23 protein-coding genes are annotated in these 20,091 nt (G+C 60.3%); 20 read left to right on the top strand and 3 right to left on the bottom strand.

All coding sequences use genetic code 11. From position 1 onward, the window contains the following. Window positions 1-367 precede the first annotated feature (367 nt). Window positions 368-757: a hypothetical protein gene (locus tag NKH52_RS28435; protein WP_352656843.1), complete on the bottom strand. Its 390-nt coding sequence runs from the start codon at window positions 755-757 to the stop codon at window positions 368-370. A 555-nt stretch (window positions 758-1,312) separates the two neighbouring features. Between NKH52_RS28435 and queC the strand changes: the two genes are divergently transcribed. The 3 genes from queC to queE are packed head-to-tail and all read left to right on the top strand — an operon-like array spanning window position 1,313 to window position 3,098. Next, window positions 1,313-2,011, top strand: coding sequence for a 7-cyano-7-deazaguanine synthase QueC (gene queC / locus NKH52_RS28430; RefSeq protein ID WP_352656846.1), 699 nt, complete (start codon window positions 1,313-1,315; stop codon window positions 2,009-2,011). After that, complete coding sequence (gene queD / locus NKH52_RS28425) at window positions 2,011-2,367, top strand: 6-carboxytetrahydropterin synthase QueD (RefSeq protein ID WP_023673552.1); 357 nt, start codon at window positions 2,011-2,013, stop codon at window positions 2,365-2,367. Before queC ends, queD begins: the two co-directional genes overlap by 1 nt. Then, window positions 2,364-3,098, top strand: coding sequence for a 7-carboxy-7-deazaguanine synthase QueE (queE, locus tag NKH52_RS28420; protein WP_352550315.1), 735 nt, complete (start codon window positions 2,364-2,366; stop codon window positions 3,096-3,098). Before queD ends, queE begins: the two co-directional genes overlap by 4 nt. Window positions 3,099-3,335: 237 nt before the next feature. Here queE and hemN read toward each other — a convergent pair whose 3' ends face one another. Beyond that, window positions 3,336-4,685, bottom strand: coding sequence for an oxygen-independent coproporphyrinogen III oxidase (hemN, locus tag NKH52_RS28415; protein ID WP_352656959.1), 1,350 nt, complete (start codon window positions 4,683-4,685; stop codon window positions 3,336-3,338). 152 nt (window positions 4,686-4,837) lie between these two features. Here hemN and NKH52_RS28410 point away from each other — a divergent pair, with 152 nt between their 5' ends. The 16 genes from NKH52_RS28410 to NKH52_RS28335 all read left to right on the top strand — a co-directional run bounded on the left by NKH52_RS28410 (window position 4,838) and on the right by NKH52_RS28335 (window position 18,933). Next, window positions 4,838-5,584, top strand: coding sequence for a Crp/Fnr family transcriptional regulator (locus NKH52_RS28410; RefSeq protein ID WP_352656849.1), 747 nt, complete (start codon window positions 4,838-4,840; stop codon window positions 5,582-5,584). A 513-nt stretch (window positions 5,585-6,097) separates the two neighbouring features. Then, window positions 6,098-7,708, top strand: a complete 1,611-nt coding sequence (ccoN, locus tag NKH52_RS28405; RefSeq protein ID WP_352656852.1) for a cytochrome-c oxidase, cbb3-type subunit I — start codon at window positions 6,098-6,100, stop codon at window positions 7,706-7,708. Window positions 7,709-7,719: 11 nt separating this feature from the next. Continuing rightward, window positions 7,720-8,451: a cytochrome-c oxidase, cbb3-type subunit II gene (gene ccoO, locus NKH52_RS28400; protein WP_352656855.1), complete on the top strand. Its 732-nt coding sequence runs from the start codon at window positions 7,720-7,722 to the stop codon at window positions 8,449-8,451. Between the two features lie 11 nt (window positions 8,452-8,462). After that, entirely contained in the window at window positions 8,463-8,612 is a 150-nt protein-coding gene (locus tag NKH52_RS28395) for a CcoQ/FixQ family Cbb3-type cytochrome c oxidase assembly chaperone (RefSeq protein ID WP_023766610.1), read from the top strand. A 2-nt stretch (window positions 8,613-8,614) separates the two neighbouring features. Further along, window positions 8,615-9,478, top strand: coding sequence for a cytochrome-c oxidase, cbb3-type subunit III (gene ccoP, locus NKH52_RS28390; RefSeq protein WP_023809313.1), 864 nt, complete (start codon window positions 8,615-8,617; stop codon window positions 9,476-9,478). A 129-nt stretch (window positions 9,479-9,607) separates the two neighbouring features. Further along, window positions 9,608-11,167 (top strand): cytochrome c oxidase accessory protein CcoG, encoded by a 1,560-nt coding sequence (gene ccoG / locus NKH52_RS28385; RefSeq protein ID WP_352656860.1) that lies wholly within the window; start codon window positions 9,608-9,610, stop codon window positions 11,165-11,167. Continuing rightward, a complete protein-coding gene (locus NKH52_RS28380) occupies window positions 11,164-11,661 on the top strand; it encodes a FixH family protein (RefSeq protein WP_031261324.1) in 498 nt (165 codons plus the stop codon). Before ccoG ends, NKH52_RS28380 begins: the two co-directional genes overlap by 4 nt. After that, window positions 11,658-13,940 (top strand): cation-translocating P-type ATPase, encoded by a 2,283-nt coding sequence (locus tag NKH52_RS28375; protein WP_352656864.1) that lies wholly within the window; start codon window positions 11,658-11,660, stop codon window positions 13,938-13,940. The genes NKH52_RS28380 and NKH52_RS28375 overlap by 4 nt, the downstream gene beginning before the upstream one ends. Then, complete coding sequence (gene ccoS / locus NKH52_RS28370) at window positions 13,937-14,107, top strand: cbb3-type cytochrome oxidase assembly protein CcoS (protein WP_023762793.1); 171 nt, start codon at window positions 13,937-13,939, stop codon at window positions 14,105-14,107. The genes NKH52_RS28375 and ccoS (NKH52_RS28370) overlap by 4 nt, the downstream gene beginning before the upstream one ends. A gap of 66 nt (window positions 14,108-14,173) precedes the next feature. Next, complete coding sequence (locus NKH52_RS28365) at window positions 14,174-14,449, top strand: CBS domain-containing protein (RefSeq protein ID WP_245272648.1); 276 nt, start codon at window positions 14,174-14,176, stop codon at window positions 14,447-14,449. Further along, window positions 14,449-14,616, top strand: a complete 168-nt coding sequence (locus NKH52_RS28360; RefSeq protein ID WP_348625571.1) for a CBS domain-containing protein — start codon at window positions 14,449-14,451, stop codon at window positions 14,614-14,616. The genes NKH52_RS28365 and NKH52_RS28360 overlap by 1 nt, the downstream gene beginning before the upstream one ends. A gap of 69 nt (window positions 14,617-14,685) precedes the next feature. Further along, window positions 14,686-14,844 (top strand): BON domain-containing protein, encoded by a 159-nt coding sequence (locus NKH52_RS28355; protein WP_352656962.1) that lies wholly within the window; start codon window positions 14,686-14,688, stop codon window positions 14,842-14,844. 169 nt (window positions 14,845-15,013) lie between these two features. After that, window positions 15,014-15,130, top strand: coding sequence for a cbb3-type cytochrome oxidase assembly protein CcoS (gene ccoS / locus NKH52_RS28350; protein WP_084025756.1), 117 nt, complete (start codon window positions 15,014-15,016; stop codon window positions 15,128-15,130). 417 nt (window positions 15,131-15,547) lie between these two features. Further along, complete coding sequence (gene ubiM, locus NKH52_RS28345) at window positions 15,548-16,729, top strand: 5-demethoxyubiquinol-8 5-hydroxylase UbiM (RefSeq protein WP_352656964.1); 1,182 nt, start codon at window positions 15,548-15,550, stop codon at window positions 16,727-16,729. A gap of 189 nt (window positions 16,730-16,918) precedes the next feature. Beyond that, on the top strand, window positions 16,919-17,356 hold the full coding sequence (locus NKH52_RS28340; protein ID WP_352656869.1) for a hypothetical protein: 438 nt from the start codon (window positions 16,919-16,921) through the stop codon (window positions 17,354-17,356). Window positions 17,357-17,385: 29 nt separating this feature from the next. Further along, window positions 17,386-18,933 carry a putative bifunctional diguanylate cyclase/phosphodiesterase gene (locus tag NKH52_RS28335; RefSeq protein WP_352656872.1) on the top strand — a complete coding sequence of 516 codons (1,548 nt, stop codon included), beginning with the start codon at window positions 17,386-17,388 and terminating at the stop codon, window positions 18,931-18,933. A gap of 94 nt (window positions 18,934-19,027) precedes the next feature. On the opposite strand, the gene NKH52_RS28330 is transcribed toward NKH52_RS28335, so the two are convergent. Next, window positions 19,028-19,309 (bottom strand): DNA -binding domain-containing protein, encoded by a 282-nt coding sequence (locus NKH52_RS28330; RefSeq protein ID WP_081731037.1) that lies wholly within the window; start codon window positions 19,307-19,309, stop codon window positions 19,028-19,030. A 104-nt stretch (window positions 19,310-19,413) separates the two neighbouring features. Between NKH52_RS28330 and NKH52_RS28325 the strand changes: the two genes are divergently transcribed. Continuing rightward, window positions 19,414-19,647, top strand: a complete 234-nt coding sequence (locus NKH52_RS28325; protein WP_023735803.1) for a helix-turn-helix domain-containing protein — start codon at window positions 19,414-19,416, stop codon at window positions 19,645-19,647. The last annotated feature ends 444 nt before the right edge of the window (window positions 19,648-20,091 follow it).

Here is a 20,091-nt window from a genome sequence, read left to right as displayed (position 1 = left end):
CGCACTCGTCACCTCCAAATCCCTTCGGAGCCAATGAATCACGGTCAGAGCCTTGCAGCGAGCGCCTTTTTCAACAGCCTGCTAGATGGCAACGAGGCTTATGCCGCCCGTGCATCGCAGCTAAGTATGCATGAGGGGTCGTCCCTTCAAAATACTTGATACATTTGCGCTTGCGTAGCTCCTTGCATGCGCTCGATGCCAGGAGGAGGCCTCTGTTCTAAACGCTCGCATCGATGCAACGCCGTTGACACCATCATCGCGGCGACCGCTTTGCCGCGGCCGCCGCAGCCCCTTTCGAGCATGACGATCATGCCGGCGCCATCGCAGTGATGCACTTGCAAATTCAGAGATGCATTCTGGCCAAATGCTAGGTGCCCAGCATATGTCCGGCATCCCGCAACGCCGCTACGAAGAGACGGGCATTGCCGTTGGCATCCATCTTGGCCTGCATCGACAGGGGCATCCTGTGCCAGCTCTTCAAGGCCGCAATGTAATGTGAGAACATACCGTTAACGATGCAATAGTGGGTAACTAGGCCGTGTCCGTCTAACGCCAGCACGCCGAATTGGCCGCCGTGATATCGGATGGCTGAGACCCGCTGGACCTGCGCGTCACCGTCGATCCGCACGTCGAAAAGCATGATGCCGCGGCTCCTGGTGGCTATCTCGGCGGCTTTTTCAGCGAAGCTCAACGAGAGCGAGCGGACGCTTTCGACTGCCATCTGTAAAACCATCAAGTTCAGTTCATCCACTGCCATACGGTACCTGTGCGCAAGACATGGGTGATTGCAATCGACCACACCGCTTGTTCACAGATGTCGGCTCACGACCGGTTATTCAGGGTTCGCCGGTCATCCATTGAGGGCGTGCTCATCAAAATGATCCTGAAGTGGAATGCGCTGCATCTACGAAACGCGAGGAGCAGGCCAGCCAAAGCTGTCGCGACAATTGATCTCATAATCCATCCCGATATCTGGATTTCGGCATCGCTGAACATCCCTGATAAGTGAGCTGTTTGCGGCAAGCCCATCTCGGCTTTGTACCCCGTTGAAATGGCGTCGCTCGGCGCTCGGGACTGCCGGGCTCTGCTCGTCGAGAACTTTGTCCCCGAGAAGCGTTCGACTTTGAGCATTCCGCTCAAGGGTGACGTCTCGCCAGTCCGTGTCCTTGCAGCTCACCGCGAAGGCTTTTTGCGCATCGCACGCAAGCGCACGAATTGGTCTCCGTTCACTTCACAAAATGGTTTTCCTGAAGTACTGGAGCGCAGAGAAATCTCCGGTCGCAGCCTACCCGGTTAAAACAAGGACCCAACGATGAAGACTCTCGTGGTCTGCTCCGGCGGATTGGATTCCGTTACTCTTGCCCACAAGGTGGCAGCGGAGCACCAGCTTGCCGGCCTGCTATCGTTCGATTACGGCCAACGGCATAGGAAGGAATTGGGCTTCGCCACCCTTTGCGCGGAGCGCCTGAGTGTTCCGCAGCGAATCATCGATATCCACGAGATCGGCGGCGGCCTTTCCGGCTCCGCGCTGACCGACAATGTGGACGTGCCCGACGGGCACTATGCCGAAGACACGATGAAGATAACGGTGGTGCCCAACCGGAACGCCATCATGTTGGCCATTGCCTTCGGCCTCGCCGCAGCGCAAGACGCTGACGCAGTGGCGACGGCCGTGCATGGTGGGGATCACGTTGTCTATCCCGATTGCCGTCCGGCCTTCATCGACGCTTTCCAGATGATGCAGGACCACGCGCTCGACGGCTACGCGCAGATTCGCCTTTATGCACCCTATGTGAACCTGACGAAGGCGGACATTGTTACGGATGGAGCCACATACGGCACGCCGTTTGCGCAGACCTGGTCCTGTTACAAGGGCGCCGAGCGTCATTGCGGGAGGTGCGGGACCTGCGTCGAGCGGCGTGAGGCGTTTCACATCGCTGGGCACCCGGACCCAACCGAGTATGAGGACTCCGACTTCTGGCTCGGAGCGCTGCGAAGGACCACCGCGTAATGTTCCGCATCACCAAGGAATTCCACTTCTCAGCCTCGCATCAGCTCACCTCATTGCCACCCGATCACCAATGCGCGCGCCTGCACGGACATAACTACATCGTCGAAGTGGAGCTTTCAGCGGATGGACTGGACGATCACGGCTTCGTGCGCGATTACCACGACTTGGCGCCATTCAAACGCTACATCGACGAGAGCTTCGACCACCGACATCTCAACGACGTGCTGGGACACGAGCAAGTCACGGCGGAATATCTGGCCAGACATTTCTACGACTGGTGCAAGGCACGCCTGAGCGAAACCGCGGCCGTGCGGGTGAGCGAAACGCCGAAAACCTGGGCGGAATACCGGCCATGACGAATACTCATCCCGCAATCCGCGTTAGCGAGATTTTCGGGCCGACGATCCAGGGCGAGGGCGTGCTCATAGGTTTGCCGACGATCTTCGTCAGAACCGGCGGGTGTGACTATCGCTGTTCCTGGTGCGACAGCCTCCATGCTGTGGACAATCAATTCCGCCATGAATGGGAGATGATGTCCGTTGGCGCGGTGTGGAAAAATGTGCTTGCCCTTTCCGGTGGCCGCCCGCTGATGGTGTCGCTATCAGGCGGCAATCCGGCCATCCAGCCGCTCGGCGCGCTCATCGACCGGGGCCATGGTGACGGTTACCGTTTTGCCCTGGAAACCCAAGGGTCGCTTGCCAGGGACTGGTTTGCGCGGCTTGACGTGCTGATCCTCAGCCCAAAGCCGCCGTCAAGCCAAATGACGACAGATTGGGCCGCTGTCGAGGCGTGCCTCCAGGCGGCACAAGGCAAGCCCCAAGTCGTGCTCAAGCTCATTGTTTTCGACGAAAGGGACTACACCTACGCGAAAGACGCGGCTGCGCAATTTCCGCAACTTCCGATCTATCTGCAGCCCGGCAATCACACGCCGCCACACCCCACAAATGATGACGCGCCTGTCGACCTTGACGGAATATTGAAGCGCATGGAGTGGCTGGTTGACAGCGTGACCCGCGACAGATGGTTCGAGGCCCGCGTGCTACCGCAGCTGCACGTTGTGCTCTGGGGTAACAAGAGAGCCGTCTAAGCTAGGCCCTTTCCACTGGAACTGCGCCGGCAGAATTCGGGTGAACGGGTGGTTCAGGTCGAAGGGAGCTGTCGCCGACAACCATGATCTGACAGGCAGGGCTCGAGCGGACGATATCGTCGCTGCGCCAAGACGCGTCTGGTCCGCTCCGAATCTTGTCTCGATACGACTGTCGCCGATCAACAAACGTACCGCGGTCCATGATCCACTGAGAGGCATGACCGTTCCTCTGAGTGCTCAGACTGCCGCCGAGTGCCTGGCCGTTCCAGCTTCGAAATATTTGTCGAACCTGGCCGCGATGCTTCGGACGAAAGGGCGACTTTCAGCCGGCACAACGAATCTGTCGCCATCAAGTTCAAGCAATCGAACCGGATCGTGGAGGGCCATGGAACTTGACTGAAGGAGGAGCCTCTGGCCGGCCTCGCCGAAGCGTTCCACCAGATCGATGGCCGAGAAGGCGAAGTCGCACATCAAACGTTCGATGATCCAGCCGCGAACGCGGTCGTCGTTGGAAAGTGCGATACCCCGAACAGCGGCCAGCCCGCCGTCATCAACCGTGCATCGATATTCGCTGGTCGAAGGCATGTTCTGCGCATAGCCCTGCCGAAACTGGCTGATGGACGATGGGCCTAGCCCAATCAAGGTTTCGCAGCAATCGTCGGTGTAACCCTGAAAGTTCCGGTGCAGTGTTCCGGCGCGGGCGGCAAGGGCCAGGGCATCGCCGGGTTTGGCGAAATGGTCGAGGCCGATTGCTTCGTACCCCTGGTCCACGATCGCCCGCGCCGCCAGTTGCGATTGAGCAAATCTCTCCGCGGGACCGGGCAGCCATGCCTCGTCTATCATCGTCTGATGTTTCTTGGACCACGGCACATGGGCGTAGCCAAAAAGCGCTATCCTGTCCGGCTCCAGGGTCAGTGCCTGCGCGACCGTTGAGGAAACGCTCGCCTTGGTCTGGTGCGGCAGGCCGTAGAGCAGGTCTAGATTGACCGATTCGACGCCGCGCGAACGAACACCGTCGACTACCGCTTTGGTCTGCAAAAAGCTCTGCTCGCGGTTGATTGCCTTCTGAACCTTCGGATCGAAGTCCTGGACGCCGAGGCTCGCACGAGTCATGCCGATTTCGGCAAGCGCATCGAGGCGGGCTTCATCCATATCGTTGGGTTCGATTTCAACGCTGATCTTGGCGCCGGGAAGAAAGCCGAAGCTGTTGCGCAGGGCGGTTCCCAGCGCCACCATATCTTCGGGTTTGAGCATGGTCGGCGAACCGCCACCGAAATGGACGGCACGGACGCGACCCTTGCCTGCGACAAGACTGGCGACGGTGGCGATCTCGGCATGCAGTGAGCGCAGATATGTGGTCACCGGTTCGTAATGGCGTGTCTGCTTGGTATGGCAGGCACAGAACCAGCAAAGCTTGTCGCAGTAAGGGATGTGCAGATAGAGCGAGATCTCGTCACCACCGCCGAGCGCTTGCAGCCAGCCACGACAAACGGCAGCATCAACGCCTGGATGGAAATGCGGCGCGGTCGGATAACTGGTATAGCGCGGGACGTTCTCGCCAAATCTGGCAACTAGCTTTTGTCGCATGTCGTGGTCCACCGTGTTTGCGTCGCCCGAACTGTGGATGCTTGGATGAGCCTAAGCCCTGATTTCGATCAACCTTCAGCACGGACAAACTGCCGCAAGGATTTTTCTACCGTGGATGCTATCCTGCCCGCACGGACCGGTAGAGCGATCGAATGACATTACGGCAGGATATTCACAGTTCCGGCATCCCCGTTCCTTGCCTGTCTTGCGAGGCACGGCGCCGCGGTGTCTGTGGCGCGCTCGAGCCAGACGATTTGGCTCAGCTCGCCAAGACGTCGTCGCGGCACAATATCGAGCCGGGGGTCGAACTGATCGGCGACGCCGAGGCGGTCGACTGTTATTCAAACGTGCTTTCAGGCGTGGTGAAGCTCACGAAGAGCCTTTCGGACGGCCGCCAGCAGATCGTCGGTCTCCAGTTCGCGCCGGATTTTCTAGGACGGCCCTTCAAGATGAAAAGTGCGATCAATGCGGAAGCGGCAACAGCTGTCTCGCTATGCTCGTTTCCGAGAGCGGCCATCGAACGGATGATGAAGCAGTCACCCGAATTTGTGCATCGCCTGCTCAAGCAGGCGCTGAACGAACTTGACGAGGCCCGCGAATGGATGGTGACTCTGGGGCGCAAGACCGCACCAGAGAAGGTGGCGAGCTTTCTCCTCATGATTGCCCGGAACATCGACTCCAATGTTGACCCGGCGGCTATGTCGGCGTGCTTCGAGCTGCCGATGACGCGTGCCGACATCTCTGATTTCCTTGGAATCACAAACGAGACCGTGAGCCGTCAGCTGACCAGCCTGAGAATGGACGGCGTGATTCGGATCGAGAACAACCGCCGCGTCACCGTGGACAGCATGAGCCGGCTGGAACGGCGCTGCGGCGGCCGAGGCGCAATAGCCGTTTGAATGACACGAAGCTGCATGGCCCACGCCACTTACTTCATTCGGGGCAGGGCATGCTCGCGTTGGGCTCAGAAGACATCGCGTAGCGACAGTTTCGGCTCGTCGGCGAAGCATCCACACTTGGCCGAAGTCAATATGCCTCATACGCAGGCGAAAATCGCCGTCTCCCCAAACTATAAATGTCGCGAAGGCAGCGCAACGCTGGCGCTGGCTGTTCCAAGGCATTGAAACGATCGACATTCGGTAAGGCATCGGCCTGCTTACCAGCGTCAAGGTGCGCTTCCCCACACGCCCGCGGTCGCCTCCTACCCGGGCCCCGACTGGGGACGCCGGGCCTGTCCATAAACCGTCGGCCGGTGCTGCACTTCCCCATTCGACACAGTCTGATCGCACCGAACTCGATGCTGCTCGAAGCAAAATGGTGCGGCTCTGACATGGATCAGGGCGAGCAGGCGACGGCTGCGCAATAAGGCACCGCGGTTTGGCATCCGCCGGAATTGGAAATCGGGGCTTGCGATGAAATTCGGCAAAGAAATCGTGCTTCTAAGCCTGTTCGCATTCGCGGCTTTGGTGGCCGCTGGCGCTGGGGTGGATGAACCCTTTCGCCAGCATATGTGGGTCTTGTTCTTCGCCTTGGCTGGCTTCACTGCGATCCTGTTGCGCAACACTGAGTTCAAGCCTGCCGCGCCGATCGACCCGTCCGCTTACATGGACGGGCCAATCCGCTTTGGCGCCATCGCCACCATGTTCTGGGGTGTCATCGGCATGCTTGTCGGCGTGGTCATCGCGCTGCAGCTTGCCTATCCCGATCTCAACATCCAGCCCTGGTTCAACTTTGGCCGTTTGCGGCCACTGCATACGTCGGGAGTCGTCTTCGCCTTCGGCGGCAACGCGCTGCTTTGCACGTCTCTCTATGTCGTGCAACGCACCTGCCGCGCCCGGCTGTTCGGCGGCGATCTCGGCTGGTTCGTGTTCTGGGGCTACCAGCTCTTCATCGTCATGGCCGCAACCGGATACCTGCTCGGCATCACCGAGAGCCGCGAATACGCCGAGCCCGAATGGTATGTGGACATCTGGCTGACCATCGTCTGGGTCGCCTATCTCATCCTGTTCCTCGGCACGATCCTGAAGCGCAAGGAACCCCACATCTACGTCGCCAACTGGTTCTACCTGTCCTTCATCGTCACCATCGCGATGCTGCATGTGGTCAACAACCTCTCCATGCCCGCCTCCTTCCTGGGCTCGAAGAGCTATTCGGCTTTCTCCGGGGTCCAGGACGCTCTGACGCAATGGTGGTATGGCCACAACGCCGTGGGCTTCTTTCTGACCGCCGGCTTTCTCGGCATGATGTATTATTTCGTACCCAAGCAGGCGAACCGGCCGGTCTATTCCTACCGGCTGTCGATCGTCCATTTCTGGGCAATCATCTTTCTCTACATCTGGGCTGGACCCCATCATTTGCACTACACCGCCTTGCCCGACTGGGCGCAGACGCTGGGCATGGTGTTCTCGATCATGCTGTGGATGCCGTCATGGGGCGGCATGATCAATGGCCTGATGACGCTGTCGGGCGCCTGGGACAAGCTCCGCACCGATCCGATCATCCGCATGATGGTGATGGCCATCGCCTTCTACGGCATGTCCACCTTCGAGGGCCCGATGATGTCGATCAAGACGGTCAATTCTCTATCGCACTATACCGACTGGACCATCGGGCACGTCCATTCGGGCGCACTCGGCTGGGTTGGCATGATCTCGTTCGGCGCGATCTACTTTATGGTGCCGAAGCTCTGGAACCGTGAACGGCTCTATTCGCTGCGCCTCGTTACCTGGCACTTCTGGCTGGCGACGCTTGGCATCGTTGTCTACGCCGCTGTCATGTGGGTGTCCGGCATCATGCAGGGCCTGATGTGGCGCGAATACGACGAGCAGGGCTTCCTGGTCTACTCCTTCGCCGAAACCGTGGCCGCCATGCACCCCTACTATGTGATGCGCGCCATCGGTGGGGCCATGTACCTCTCCGGCGCCCTGATCATGGCCTGGAACGTCGCCATGACCATCCTTGGCTACCGGCGCGAGGAGGATCCGATGCCAGGCTCCGTTCCCGCCCTCCAGCTTGCGCGATGATGAGACAGAAAATGAGGTTGATGAACAGACACGCGGTCATCGAGAAGAACGCTACACTTCTTCTCGTTGGCTCCCTTCTGGTCGTGACAATCGGCGGCATCGTCGAGATCGCGCCGCTCTTCTATCTCGACAACACGATCGAGAAGGTCGAAGGCATGCGGCCCTACTCGCCGCTCGAACTCGTCGGGCGCAACATCTATGTGCGTGAGGGATGCTATCTCTGCCATAGCCAGATGATCCGCCCGTTCCGTGACGAGGTCGAGCGCTATGGGCATTACAGCCTGGCGGCCGAGTCGATGTATGATCATCCCTTCCAGTGGGGATCGAAGCGCACCGGACCGGACCTCGCTCGGGTTGGCGATCGCTACTCAAATCTTTGGCATGTCGAGCACCTCACGGACCCTCGTTCCGTGGTGCCGGAATCCATCATGCCGAGCTATGGCTTTCTGAAGGATACGCCGATCGCGGTGAAGGATTTCTCGACGCATCTGGTTGCCAACAGGCGCGTCGGCGTCCCCTACTCCGACGACATGGTCGCTAACGCCAATGCCGATTTGATGGCGCAGGCTGATCCCAATGCCGACACGTCCGGCCTCGAGGCCCGCTACCCCAAGGCCAGGATCGGCGATTTCGACGGTGATCCGCAGCAAGTCACCGAAATGGACGCCCTGGTTTCTTATCTCCAGATGCTCGGCACGCTTGTCGATTTCAAGAACTACGATGAGACCGCCGGCTACCGCTGAGGACAATGGCGATGACGTACAATTTCATGCGGGAGTTTGCCGACAGCTGGGGCCTGCTTGCCATGGCTCTTTTCTTCATCGGATCCGTTGCCTTTGCACTTCGCCCCGGCAGCCGCAGACAAGCCGGCGAAGCAGCTCAAATTCCTCTGAAGGAGGACTGATCATGAGCAGCGATCACATTGACGAGGTTTCCGGCATCTCGACGACCGGTCATGAGTGGGACGGCATTCGCGAGCTCAACAACCCGCTCCCGCGCTGGTGGGTCATCACCTTCTACATGACCATAGTCTGGGCGATCGGTTACACAATTGCCTACCCGGCATGGCCGCTGTTGCACTCCGCGACAAAGGGCGTACTTGGCTATTCGAGCCGCAACGAAGTCAAGAACGAGTTGTCCGCGGCCGAAGCGGCAAAGGGCAAATATGTCGCCGCAATAGAGTCGAAAAGTGTTTCGGAGATTGCTGCGGATGACACGCTGCGCGAATTCGCCGTCGCTGCCGGCGCCGCCGCGTTCAAGGTCAATTGCGTGCAGTGCCACGGTTCCGGCGCCCAGGGGTCCAAGGGATTTCCGAACCTAAATGACGACGACTGGCTGTGGGGCGGCGAGGTGGACCAGATCCAGCAGACGATCGCTCATGGCATCCGCTTCGCCTCCGACCCGGCTACGCGCCTTTCGGAAATGCCGGCCTTTGGCGACATCATCACCGCCGATCAGATCAAACAGGTCAGCACCTACGTTGCCAGCCTGTCCGGCACTGTCGGCGATCAATCGTTGGTCGCGCCCGGCGCCAAGGTCTTCGCCGAAAATTGCGTGGCCTGTCACGGCGACAATGCAAAAGGCAACAAGGAACTCGGCGCTCCAGATCTGACCGACGCCATCTGGCTCTACGGGTCAGGCGAAGCGGCCATCGCCGCCCAGGTCACCGCGCCGAAACAGGGCGTGATGCCGGCCTGGGGCGCGCGCCTCGGCGAGACCAAGGTCAAGGAACTGGCGGTCTACATCCATTCGCTTGGCGGCGGAGAATAGGAGCAGAAGCCTATTCTCGTCCTCCCCCTCCCGCCAAGCGACGAGGCCCGGCGCAAGCCGGGCCTCGGCATCATCCAGAACCGATGAGTCGGCTTCCGGCGAAATCGTCGCTGGTGACTGGAGCTTCTCGTGCTTGATAACACGCAAATAGAAAGGATCGAACCCACGCCGGTCAACTCCGCCAAGGTGCGTCAGCCAATGTACGCCGCGCGCAAGAAGATCTTCCCGAAGCGGGCCTCGGGCAGCTTTCGCCAGTTCAAATGGCTGGTGATGGCGGTCACGCTCGGCATCTACTATCTGACGCCGTGGCTGCGCTGGGATCGGGGCTCGTTTAGCGCGGACCAGGCCGTGCTGCTCGACGTCGCCAACCGGCGTTTCTACTTTTTCTTCATCGAGATATGGCCGCAGGAATTCTATTATGTGGCAGGCCTTCTGGTCATGGCCGGCGTCGGTCTTTTCCTGATCACGTCGACTGTTGGCCGTGCCTGGTGCGGCTATACGTGCCCGCAGACCGTATGGGTCGATCTGTTCCTGGTCGTCGAGCGGGCCATCGAGGGTGACCGCAATGCGCGCATCAAGCTCGACGCCGGTCCCTGGACCAGCCGCAAACTCGTGCTGCGGGTGTCGAAACACGCCGTCTGGCTGATCATAGGCGCGCTGACGGGCGGCGCGTGGATCTTTTATTTCGGTGACGCGCCCAGCCTGCTTGGCGAACTCTTCACCGGCACGGCAGCCCCCGTCGCCTACATCACCGTCGCCGTGCTGACGGCAACGACCTACACGTTCGGCGGGCTGATGCGCGAGCAGGTCTGCACCTATATGTGCCCATGGCCGCGCATCCAGGCAGCGATGCTCGACGAAAGTTCGCTCACCGTCACCTACAATGACTGGCGCGGCGAACCGCGTTCGCGTCATGCGAAGAAGGTGCAAGCTGCAGGGCAGTCCGTCGGCGACTGCGTCGACTGCAATGCCTGTGTCGCGGTCTGCCCGATGGGGATCGACATTCGCGACGGCCAGCAGCTCGAATGCATCACCTGCGCGCTTTGCATCGATGCCTGCGACGGCGTCATGGACAAGCTCGGCAGGGAGCGTGGGCTGATTTCCTACGCGACGCTCTCCGACTACAACGCCAACATGATGCTGGCGACTGCAGGCGGGTCCAGCTCAGTCAACCCGTCGCTGGTCAGGACTGCTGGTGGCCTGTTCTCCGACAAGGTGGCGCATTTCCATGTCAGCAAGATCTTCCGGCCACGCACTTATGTCTACATGGGTTTGTGGTCGCTGATCGGTCTCGGCCTGCTCTATTCGCTGCTGACGCGCGACCGGCTCGAAATCAATGTCCTGCACGACCGCAATCCACAATTCGTGACGCTCTCCGACGGCTCGATCCGCAACGGCTACACCGTCAAGCTGCTCAACATGATCCCCGAGCCGAGGACGATCGTCGTAACCATGCAGGGCCTTGAAGGCGCTGACATGGTCGTCGTCGGCGACGACATCCCCGCAGGCCGTTCCTTCGCCATTCCGGTCGAACCCGACCGCCTGAAAATGCTGAGGGTCTTCGTTCGCCAGCCGGCGGACCAGATCCGCGCTCCGGCACAGACCTTCAAGTTCCGCGTCGAGGACAGAGCCAGCTTCGAGTCGAACGAGTACACCGCCACCTTCAACGCGCCGGAGACTGCCAGATGAGCGCCAGAACACAAAAAACCCGCGAATTCACCGGCAGGCACATGTTGGCCATCATCCTGGCCTTTTTCGGTGTGGTCATCGCGGTCAATCTGACCATGGCGACGCTTGCCAACACGAGCTGGACCGGCCTGGTCGTCGAAAACACCTATGTGGCGAGCCAGCAGTTCAACAGGAAGGCCGAGGAAGGGCGGGCGCAGGCAGCCCTCGGCTGGACCGGCAAGCTGACCATCGCATCGGGTGAAGTCCGCTACGGCCTCATCGACGCCGCCGGCAAACCGGTTCCCTTGCATGGCGTGAAGGCGCTGTTTCGCCATCCCGCTTACGAAAAAGAGGATGAATCCATCAAGCTCGTCCTCGCCTCGGGTCAGGAATTCGCCGCCCAGCATTTGCCGAAGGATGGTGTCTGGATCGTCGAAGTCGACGCCGATGCCGGCCTGGATAAACCGTATCGCGACGTCCGCAGGATCATGATTTCCAATGGAGCGCTGCAATGAGTTGTTGTGCACCGGGCGCCGAAATGGCGCTTGATCTGGTCAACGCCGGATCGGTCCTGCCGTCCAGCCAGGAGATCAGGCTGGCGAGCCGATCGCTTGGCGATGATCTCCGCCAGACCGATCTTTCGGTCCCCACGGTTCATTGCGCGGCCTGCATCCAGGCGATCGAGACAGCACTGGGAAAGCTCGATCAAGTGGAGAGCGCTCGTGTCAACCTGTCGACGAAGCGGGTCGCGGTCCGCTGGCGTGGAAACCAGGTACCACCATTCGTCGCCGCGCTGGGACGGCTGGGCTACGAGGCGCATCTGTTCGACCCCGAGGTCGACAACAAGGACAAGACGCTTTCGGAGCTGATCCGCGCCGTTGCTGTCGCCGGCTTTGCGGCGGGCAACATCATGCTGCTTTCGGTCTCTGTCTGGTCCGGTGCTGAAGGCGCTACCCGCGACCTGTTCCACTGGGTCTCGGCGCTTATCGCCATCCCGCCACTGGCCTTCGCCGGCGGCATCTTCTTCCGCTCGGCCTGGAATGCGCTGCGTCACGGCCGCATGAACATGGATGTGCCGATCGCGGTCGGGGTGTCGCTGGCCTACGCCATGAGCCTCTATGAGACGATCAACCATGGCGACCACGCTTATTTCGATGCATCGGTGTCGCTGCTGTTCTTCCTGTTGATCGGCCGCACGTTGGATCACGTCATGCGCGAACGTGCCCGGACCGCCGTGAAAGGCCTGTCCCAGTTGGCCGCACGTGGCGCCATGGTGCTGCGCGGCGATGGTGCACGCGACTATCTGCCGGTTGGCGAGATCGAACTTGGCATGCTGCTGTTGATCGCTGCCGGCGAGAGAATCCCCGTCGACGGCAAAATCTTTCAAGGGGCATCGGATCTGGACTGTTCGCTTGTCTCGGGCGAGAGCACGCCCCGAAACGTGGCGCCAGGCGAAGCCGTGCAGGCTGGTGTCCTCAACCTAACCGGCCCGCTGACGATTGAGGCCACAGCCGCCGCGAAGGATTCGTTCCTGGCGGAAATGGTACGCCTGATGGAAGCCGCCGAAGGTGGTCGCGCACGCTACCGCCGGATCGCCGATCGCGTTTCAGCGCTCTATGCTCCGGTGGTGCATCTCACCGCCTTCGTGACCTTCCTTGGCTGGATGGCGGCGACCGGCGACTGGCACCGGGCAATAACCATCGCCATTGCCGTTCTGATCATCACTTGCCCATGCGCGCTCGGCCTCGCCGTACCGATCGTCCAGGTGGTCGCCGCGCGGCGCCTGTTCGAGAACGGCATCATGGTCAAGGACGGTTCGGCCATGGAGCGCCTGGCGACGATCGATACAGCTGTATTCGACAAGACCGGAACGCTCACGCTCGGAAAACCGCGGCTCGTCAATGCATCGTCGCTCGATCCGGCCATGCTGGCAATCGCAGCCGACATGGCAGCGCATTCGCGCCACCCGTTTTCAAAGGCCATAGCCGGCTTTGCCGCGCCTGGCGGGCAGCACAAATTCGATGCGGTAACCGAGCAGCCGGGATTCGGCATCGAAGCCGCTGCCGCCGGTAGCACCTGGCGGCTGGGTCGACGCGGAGGATGGAAAGCCCGCACCGGCCGCGAAGGCAGACATGGCTATGGCGGGACGGTTCTGACGAAAGACGGGATCATTGTCGCGACCTTCGATTTCGAGGATGCGCTGCGCGTCGACGCCAGGGCAGCCATCGATCAACTGCACAACGCTGGTATGTGCGTGGAGATGCTGTCGGGCGACACCGCGAAAGCCTGCGCCGAGGTTGCGGACGGGCTTGGTGTCGATGATTTCGTTCCCGGCCTGCTGCCGTCCGGCAAGGTTGAACGCATCGAGAGGCTGGCGAGGGACGGGCACAAGGTTCTGATGGTTGGCGACGGGCTCAACGATACGCCGGCGCTGAGCGCTGCGCATGTCTCGATCGCACCCGCCACCGCCGCCGACATTGGCCGCAATGCAGCCGACTTCGTTTTCCTGCGCGAAAGCCTCTTGGCGGTCCCGCTGGCTGTTGACGTATCGCGCAAGGCGGGAAGCCTGATCCGACAGAACATAACAATTGCGATCGTTTATAATGCTGTTGCCGTGCCGATCGCCATTCTGGGCCATGTTACGCCTCTTATCGCCGCGGTCGCGATGTCAGCCTCGTCATTGCTCGTGGTTGGAAATGCCATGCGTCTGCAAGGCTTCGCAACGGGTGCGTCGTCCGCGATTGCGCGGCAAGACAGGCCCGCGCGGGCCGGCGCCTTGGCTCAATCGTCATGACGACGCTCGTCTACCTCATCCCCGTAGCGCTATTCCTTGGCGCACTCGGCCTGTCCGGCTTCCTTTGGGCGTTGAGAAGCGGCCAGTACGAGGATCTCGATGGCGCGGCGGAGCGCATTCTCATCGACAGCGACGACGGCGCGGAGAATGCCACTCGTTCCAAGTGACTCAGATCAACGCGCCGCGGGTCGGGATGTCCTATCGTCGTCCGACGAAAGATCAGGAGGGTGAGGATGCAAGCCGAATCCTTAATGACAAAGCCAGTCATCACGACGCATGCGAACGCGACGATCGCCGAAGCGGTCATGCTTTCAAGCAAAGTCAGCTGCCTGCCAGTAACGACCAGCGACGGCACCTTGGTTGGCATTGTAAGCAAAAGCGACTTCTTGCGCCGAGAGGAACTCGGAACCCAGCGTGTGCGTCCGCGATGGCTGGAGCTTGATCTTGGCCCGGGCACAACCGCCAATGACTATGTGTGCGCTCGAATGGACGGATCATCCATCAGGTGATGACCACACACCTCATCTCGGCGCCTCCTGTCGACCTCATGATGCAACACCGCATCAACAATGTGCCGATTGTCGATCGGGAAAGGGTCGTCGGCATCATCACGCGAACTGATTTGCTGCTTGTCCTGATCCGCCATGCCGAAACAGGGAACCACGCCACCCGATGACGAACTGATCCGCAAGGCTATCCTTGCCGAACTGCAGCCACAAACCTGGAGCGGTGGGACTTGATCGATGTGAGGGTCAGCGACGGCCTTGTCGAACTGAAGGGGGCGATTGTCGACGAGCGTCAGCGGAAGGCAGCGATCGTTGCGGCTGAGAAGGTTGCCGGCGTCGGGCAAGTCAAGGACCGCCTCCTCCTCAGAACGGATCCGTTCTCAGTGATGGTTTCATAGCTGCGAAAAAAGCGGGGACGCCAAGCAGAGTCCCTTTGGTTTGCTCCCTTCCCACATCATTTGGACATGAGGCCGTCGGCGAGTTCCTTCGGCGTCTAGCGCGTTATGGTCGGAGAGCACGCTGTCGGCAGCAAGACGCCCGTCCTGACGGAAATGCGGTGGCCGCTGCCTGTTTTGGTGGGGCTTGGACCGGGGCTTCCTGTGGATATTGAAGAGCGGCCAATACGAAGATCTCGACGGCTCCGCCGAGCGGGTCCTTATCGATCGGGAAGAGCCGCGAGGCTGAACCGGTTGGCGGCGCCAACGACTGTGCGGATGCTGGTCGTCAGTCGACCGAATCTTTGCTGGCGATTGCCCGCGTCATGACGATATCGGCGCGGTGCGAAGAACGGATCAGCCACAATGCGTTGCCGAACCTTTGGCCAGGAGGGGCACGCGATTGGGAAGCCGACCATTCAGAATGCCCAGACATGGAGACGTTTTCACGGCAATCGACCACTCGACCGTGAACCCGCCGCTGACGGGTTTGTCGAGCCTGGTTGATCCAGATCAGCGTTATCTCTTCATCGGCATGGTTTCATTGACCAGGCTTCCAAGGGAGAACGCATGTCTATCGAGTTGGGGAGATGAGCGGCAAACCGTGGGTGATTGCGATGCTTCAAGAGCGCTTCGTGTCGAAGATAGCCGCTATGGCGGCACGCTGATGGCCGGCTATGTCGACAAATTCGACATCATTGTCGTCGGAGCTGGTCCGGTCGGACTTGCCTTCGCAGCATCGCTCGCCTGGAGCCGACTCAAGGTGGCAGTGGTTGAACGGCAGTCGCTCGACAGCCTGGCGAATCCGGCTTTCGACGGTCGCGAGATCGCGCTGACCCACGCATCAGTGAGAATCCTTCGCGAGCTCGGCGCCTGGGATGCCATCCCCGCATCGGACAAATCACCGCTTCATGGCGCGCGCGTGCTCAACGGATCCAGCCCTTTCGCCCTGAGCTTCGATGCTCCCAGCGGATCTGGGGAACCACTCGGATTTCTGGTCCCAAATTGTCGGATCCGCGATGCCCTGTTCAAAATTGTCCACTTCCAGGATCATGCCCGGCTGCTGTGCGGCAACTCGGTCGTCAATGCAACAAATAGCGAAGACGAGGCGGTCATAACGCTTTCTGATGGCAGGCAATTGGCCGCTCGGCTGCTCGTAGCAGCGGATTCGCGTTTGTCCCCGATGCGCGACCTGCTCGGCATTGGCGCCAACATCCATCCGCTTGGCCACTCCATGCTGATTTGCCGAGTGAGGCACGAGCGCGTCCATCACCAGATCGCGGTCGAATGGTTCGACCACCATCAGACCATAGCGATGTTGCCGCTCATGCAAGGCGTGTCGTCGCTGCTTCTGACTTTGCGCTCAAGCGAGGCCGACAGACTGTTTGCTCTCGACGACGAATTGTTCCGCATGGAATTGATGAACCGGTGTCGAGGACGCCTCGGGCAGATGACCCTGGCAAGCACCCGCCATGCCTATCCGCTGGTCACGACCTGGGCGCACAAGTTCTCGGCTCCGAGTGCGGCACTGATCGGCGATGCTGCCATCGGCATGCACCCGGTGACCGCGCATGGCTTCAACATCGGCCTCGGCGGCCAGAAGCAACTCGCTCATAAAATACTGACAGCATGTCGCGCCCGCCGCGACATTGCCGATCCCGACATGCTCGGCAGATACGAAAGCCGGCTGCGGCTGTCGGCGGGGCCGCTCTATCATGCCACCAACATGCTTGTCGGTCTCTACTCAAGCGAGCACCCGGCGGCACGGCTTGCAAGACATGCTGCGCTCCGCTTTGCCCAACATCTTCCCTTTGTCCGCCATGGCATTTCGACCATGCTCAGGCGGTGAATCGCACAGAGCGCTGCCGCTCTGGAACGCTGTCTCGGCGAGGCTTCCTTGTCTTGCTGGCGCGCGTCGTCGCGGGGCAAGGCTGTCTCCTGGTGACGTTGCCGATCATGGCATGATTCGGATCAAGGCACGCGCGCGGGCGAAGCCTTGATGATTCGGCAATGCTAAGCCAAAGGTGTGACCCGCAGCATGGTGAGCGCACTGGTTACCCTCGCTGGGCAGTTAACCCGTCCTTCAGTGGGCTTGCATAGGTTTGGTCCTCGCGAACAACGACGCAAGCAAGCTGGTCCATTCATGGCACCCCTAAAGGAAGAAGAATCGCTGGAGGCCAAAATCCGTCAGGATCAGCTTGCTGACCTGAGGGCCGGGCTCTTCGTGTCGATGCCGATAAGCGCGATCCTGTCAGGCCTGATTTGCGCGGTGCAGGCCCTTTCTGGCGGCGGCTTTGCCGCTGCAAGCTGGTTCCTGGTCGTCAATGCGCTAAATGCCGCCCGGCTTGCACTCGCCCGTTTTCAGCTAAAGGAAACGGGGCGCCATCAGGATTTGCTTGGCGTTTTGCCGCGCCTTCGCATGTTTGGCGTCCTTGCCCTTCTGGCAGGGTTTGCCTGGCCTTCCCGGCCGTGCTGACTGTTGGATACACAACACCACAAGCACCGATGCATCTGGTCATACTGGCGGGCATTTCAGCTGGTGCGGTTACATATGGCAGTTCGTATGCCGCGGCGGCGACCAGCTTCATCACACCTCCACTCCTCATCACGGTGGCGTGCCTTTTGGCGAAAGGCAATTTTGAACGCTACATTCTGGCTTTCACCGTTCTGCTCTTCATGGGCGGCTTGGTCCGAGCTTCGTTTGTTGGGCAGGCGCGCTTCCGCGAAGCAAGCCGCCTGAGACATGAGGCAGAGCGATTTGCGTCGGAAATGGAGCGCAACTCCAGGGAGGACCATCTGACCGCCCTTCTCAACAGGCGGGGCCTTGAACACGCCATCGGTCGGTTCAAGACCGCGGATGGCCCCTTCGTGGCAATGCTGATTGATCTGGACGGCTTCAAATCTGTCAACGACACCTACGGTCACAGGACCGGTGATGAACTGCTTGTCATGATCGCCCGCCGCATAGAGCAGGAAGCACCCGAAGGCTCAACGCTCGCTCGTATCGGCGGCGATGAATTCGTGCTGGTTTTTCCCTCAACGAGAGCTTCGCTTTCTGCCAGTGATCTCGCCTCCAATATCATAGCCAAAATTGCTCGCCCCTATATCGAGGTCGCGTCCGTTCGGGTCGGGGCATCGATAGGGATATACTTGGCGCAGACGCCGAGCCTGACTGAAATGTTGTTGCGGGCGGATATCGCCCTGTATACGGCCAAGCGCCATGGCAGGAACGAATTTTGCCTGTTCGATGCCGAACTCGACAGGGAACTGCAACGTCGCCAGTCGATCGAACGGGATCTTCATTCGGCGATAAAGACGGGAAGATTGCAACCTTGGTTCCAGCCGATCGTGAAACTCGAAACCGAGACCGTGGTCGGTTTTGAAGCCTTGCTGAGATGGTCCCATCCGACGCATGGTGCCATCTCTCCACCCGAAATCATCACGGCCGCACGCGAAACCGGAATGCTTCAGCTGCTGACGCAAACCGTATTCGCCGACTGTTGTGCTTTTATCGACGGCTTGGTGAAAGCTGACTGTCGTGACATTCGTGTGGCGATGAATGTTTCCCCTCGCGAACTGGAAGCCGGCGATATCGACGACATGGTTCTGGAGGGTCTGGCGGCAAGAGGCCTGCCTGCGACGATGTTCGAAATCGAGATTACCGAAGAATCGCCGGTGGACCCGGACAGAGTGGATGAAAAGCTCGGACGGCTTTCACATGCCGGTATTTCCATCGCGCTCGATGACTTCGGCACCGGGTTTTCTACCTTGGCATCTCTCAAGGACCGTCGGATACGCAAGGTGAAAATAGACCAGGGCTTCATTCGCGGCCTGGCCAAGTCCCGAGAGGACCGACTGCTTGTCAAATCGGTCATCGAACTCGGTGACATGCTCGGGATCGAGGTCATGGCCGAGGGCGTCGAAACAGAGGCGGATCGGCAAACCCTGCACAAGCTTGGCTGCCGAACCGCTCAGGGCTTCCTCTTCTCCAAGGCTGTGCCTTCGATGCAAGCACTGGAAATGGCAGTCAAACAGCACGCGAACCAGTTGTGACCGCTCCCGCCGCGCCGGCTGTCGCGGCCGTGCGCTGCCGAATTTGGCTACAGAGACTTGCCTGCTCGAAACACGTGGCAGTGGGCGTTGTGCATCAGCCGGCGAACAGTTCCTTGTAGCCGGTCGTCACCATCCAGTTCGCACGGTCGATATGGCTGCGAAGAGCTTTGCGGGCGCGGACCGGGTCAATGGACGGGTCGATGCCGAGAATGCGCTCGGCCATCTCCTTTTCGCTGGCATTGTCGGCGCAGGCATCCAGGATCCGCAGGTAGATTGTGAAATGCTCCCTGTCGTAGCTCGTGAGGTTCTCCGACCAGGGGACTTCATCGCTCAAAGTTGAGCTTCGAGTCTCATCTGTTCCCATTGGTCCATTCATGCCTGCGAACCTCGCCTGTGAGCGCACGCAGTATATCCCAAAATGGGATAATCCGAAACCGGGATTAGTCGCTGATCCGGTCTTTACCCGACCGGTTCGCCTCCATGCCCAAATCCCTTCGATCGCCCCGCCACCAGCGGTTTCTGGCCCAGCTGGTTTCGCTGCGCAAGGCCAAAGGCCTGACCCAGGAGCAGCTGGCTGACAAGCTTGGTCGTCCCCAATCCTTCGTGGCCAAGTACGAGGGCGCAGAGCGGCGTCTCGACGTCATCGAGTTTCTCGACATAACTGCGGCCATTGACGCTGATCCGTGCGAGATTCTGTCCAGCCTCCGGTCCTAGCGGGCGCGCCGCATCTATCATGATCCGGACAGGAATATTGTCTAGGACAATGCCTCAATTTGTTGAAAGGCGAGCGCTGGTTTTCGGAGGAAGCCGCGCGCACGGCGGCGGTGCCTTTGGGTTCTCGACGTAACTGCGCCGCCTGACCATGTGCGAAAAAACTTGGCGCGCGCCCGCGCGCCTGACGACGCGCACCAGGTGCTCGTGAACCGAGCCCGCTTTTCTTCGGCAAGCTCAGGCGGTCTCGGCCATTCGGCTTCGCCCCTTGGCGTGGGCAGCCCTTCGGGCTGTGACGGCCGCCGCCCTTGCGGGCGGCGCGGGCTGTCTGTTGGCCTTTCCCGGTGGCGCGGGGCGGGCGGCACTCCCTTCTAGACCCGCTGCGGCAGCCCGCAACCCTTCGCGTGCCGCTCAGGGTCCTCCTCTTCGTTCCGGTCCTTCGGATGC

Origin of the sequence: Mesorhizobium sp. M1066, from assembly GCF_040318635.1 — a bacterium.
GTDB lineage: Bacteria > Pseudomonadota > Alphaproteobacteria > Rhizobiales > Rhizobiaceae > Mesorhizobium.
Note: the sequence above shows the minus strand (reverse complement) of the source record. Positions and strands in the feature narration are given on the sequence as shown.

Excerpts from the sequence above, each read along its gene's own strand:
- NKH52_RS28335 (WP_352656872.1), top strand. The coding sequence starts at position 17,386 with ATGCATCTGGTCATACTGGCGGGCATTTCAGCTGGTGCGGTTACATAT.
- NKH52_RS28380 (WP_031261324.1), top strand. The coding sequence starts at position 11,164 with ATGAGCGCCAGAACACAAAAAACCCGCGAATTCACCGGCAGGCACATG.
- hemN (WP_352656959.1), bottom strand. The coding sequence starts at position 4,685 with ATGCGACAAAAGCTAGTTGCCAGATTTGGCGAGAACGTCCCGCGCTAT.
- ubiM (WP_352656964.1), top strand. The coding sequence starts at position 15,548 with ATGGCCGGCTATGTCGACAAATTCGACATCATTGTCGTCGGAGCTGGT.
- NKH52_RS28340 (WP_352656869.1), top strand. The coding sequence starts at position 16,919 with ATGGTGAGCGCACTGGTTACCCTCGCTGGGCAGTTAACCCGTCCTTCA.
- NKH52_RS28330 (WP_081731037.1), bottom strand. The coding sequence starts at position 19,309 with ATGAATGGACCAATGGGAACAGATGAGACTCGAAGCTCAACTTTGAGC.
- ccoP (WP_023809313.1), top strand. The coding sequence starts at position 8,615 with ATGAGCAGCGATCACATTGACGAGGTTTCCGGCATCTCGACGACCGGT.
- ccoO (WP_352656855.1), top strand. The coding sequence starts at position 7,720 with ATGAGGTTGATGAACAGACACGCGGTCATCGAGAAGAACGCTACACTT.
- queE (WP_352550315.1), top strand. The coding sequence starts at position 2,364 with ATGACGAATACTCATCCCGCAATCCGCGTTAGCGAGATTTTCGGGCCG.
- NKH52_RS28395 (WP_023766610.1), top strand. The coding sequence starts at position 8,463 with ATGACGTACAATTTCATGCGGGAGTTTGCCGACAGCTGGGGCCTGCTT.
- NKH52_RS28365 (WP_245272648.1), top strand. The coding sequence starts at position 14,174 with ATGCAAGCCGAATCCTTAATGACAAAGCCAGTCATCACGACGCATGCG.
- ccoN (WP_352656852.1), top strand. The coding sequence starts at position 6,098 with ATGAAATTCGGCAAAGAAATCGTGCTTCTAAGCCTGTTCGCATTCGCG.
- NKH52_RS28325 (WP_023735803.1), top strand. The coding sequence starts at position 19,414 with ATGCCCAAATCCCTTCGATCGCCCCGCCACCAGCGGTTTCTGGCCCAG.
- queD (WP_023673552.1), top strand. The coding sequence starts at position 2,011 with ATGTTCCGCATCACCAAGGAATTCCACTTCTCAGCCTCGCATCAGCTC.
- NKH52_RS28375 (WP_352656864.1), top strand. The coding sequence starts at position 11,658 with ATGAGTTGTTGTGCACCGGGCGCCGAAATGGCGCTTGATCTGGTCAAC.
- NKH52_RS28360 (WP_348625571.1), top strand. The coding sequence starts at position 14,449 with ATGACCACACACCTCATCTCGGCGCCTCCTGTCGACCTCATGATGCAA.
- NKH52_RS28410 (WP_352656849.1), top strand. The coding sequence starts at position 4,838 with ATGACATTACGGCAGGATATTCACAGTTCCGGCATCCCCGTTCCTTGC.
- NKH52_RS28435 (WP_352656843.1), bottom strand. The coding sequence starts at position 757 with ATGGCAGTGGATGAACTGAACTTGATGGTTTTACAGATGGCAGTCGAA.
- queC (WP_352656846.1), top strand. The coding sequence starts at position 1,313 with ATGAAGACTCTCGTGGTCTGCTCCGGCGGATTGGATTCCGTTACTCTT.
- ccoS (WP_023762793.1), top strand. The coding sequence starts at position 13,937 with ATGACGACGCTCGTCTACCTCATCCCCGTAGCGCTATTCCTTGGCGCA.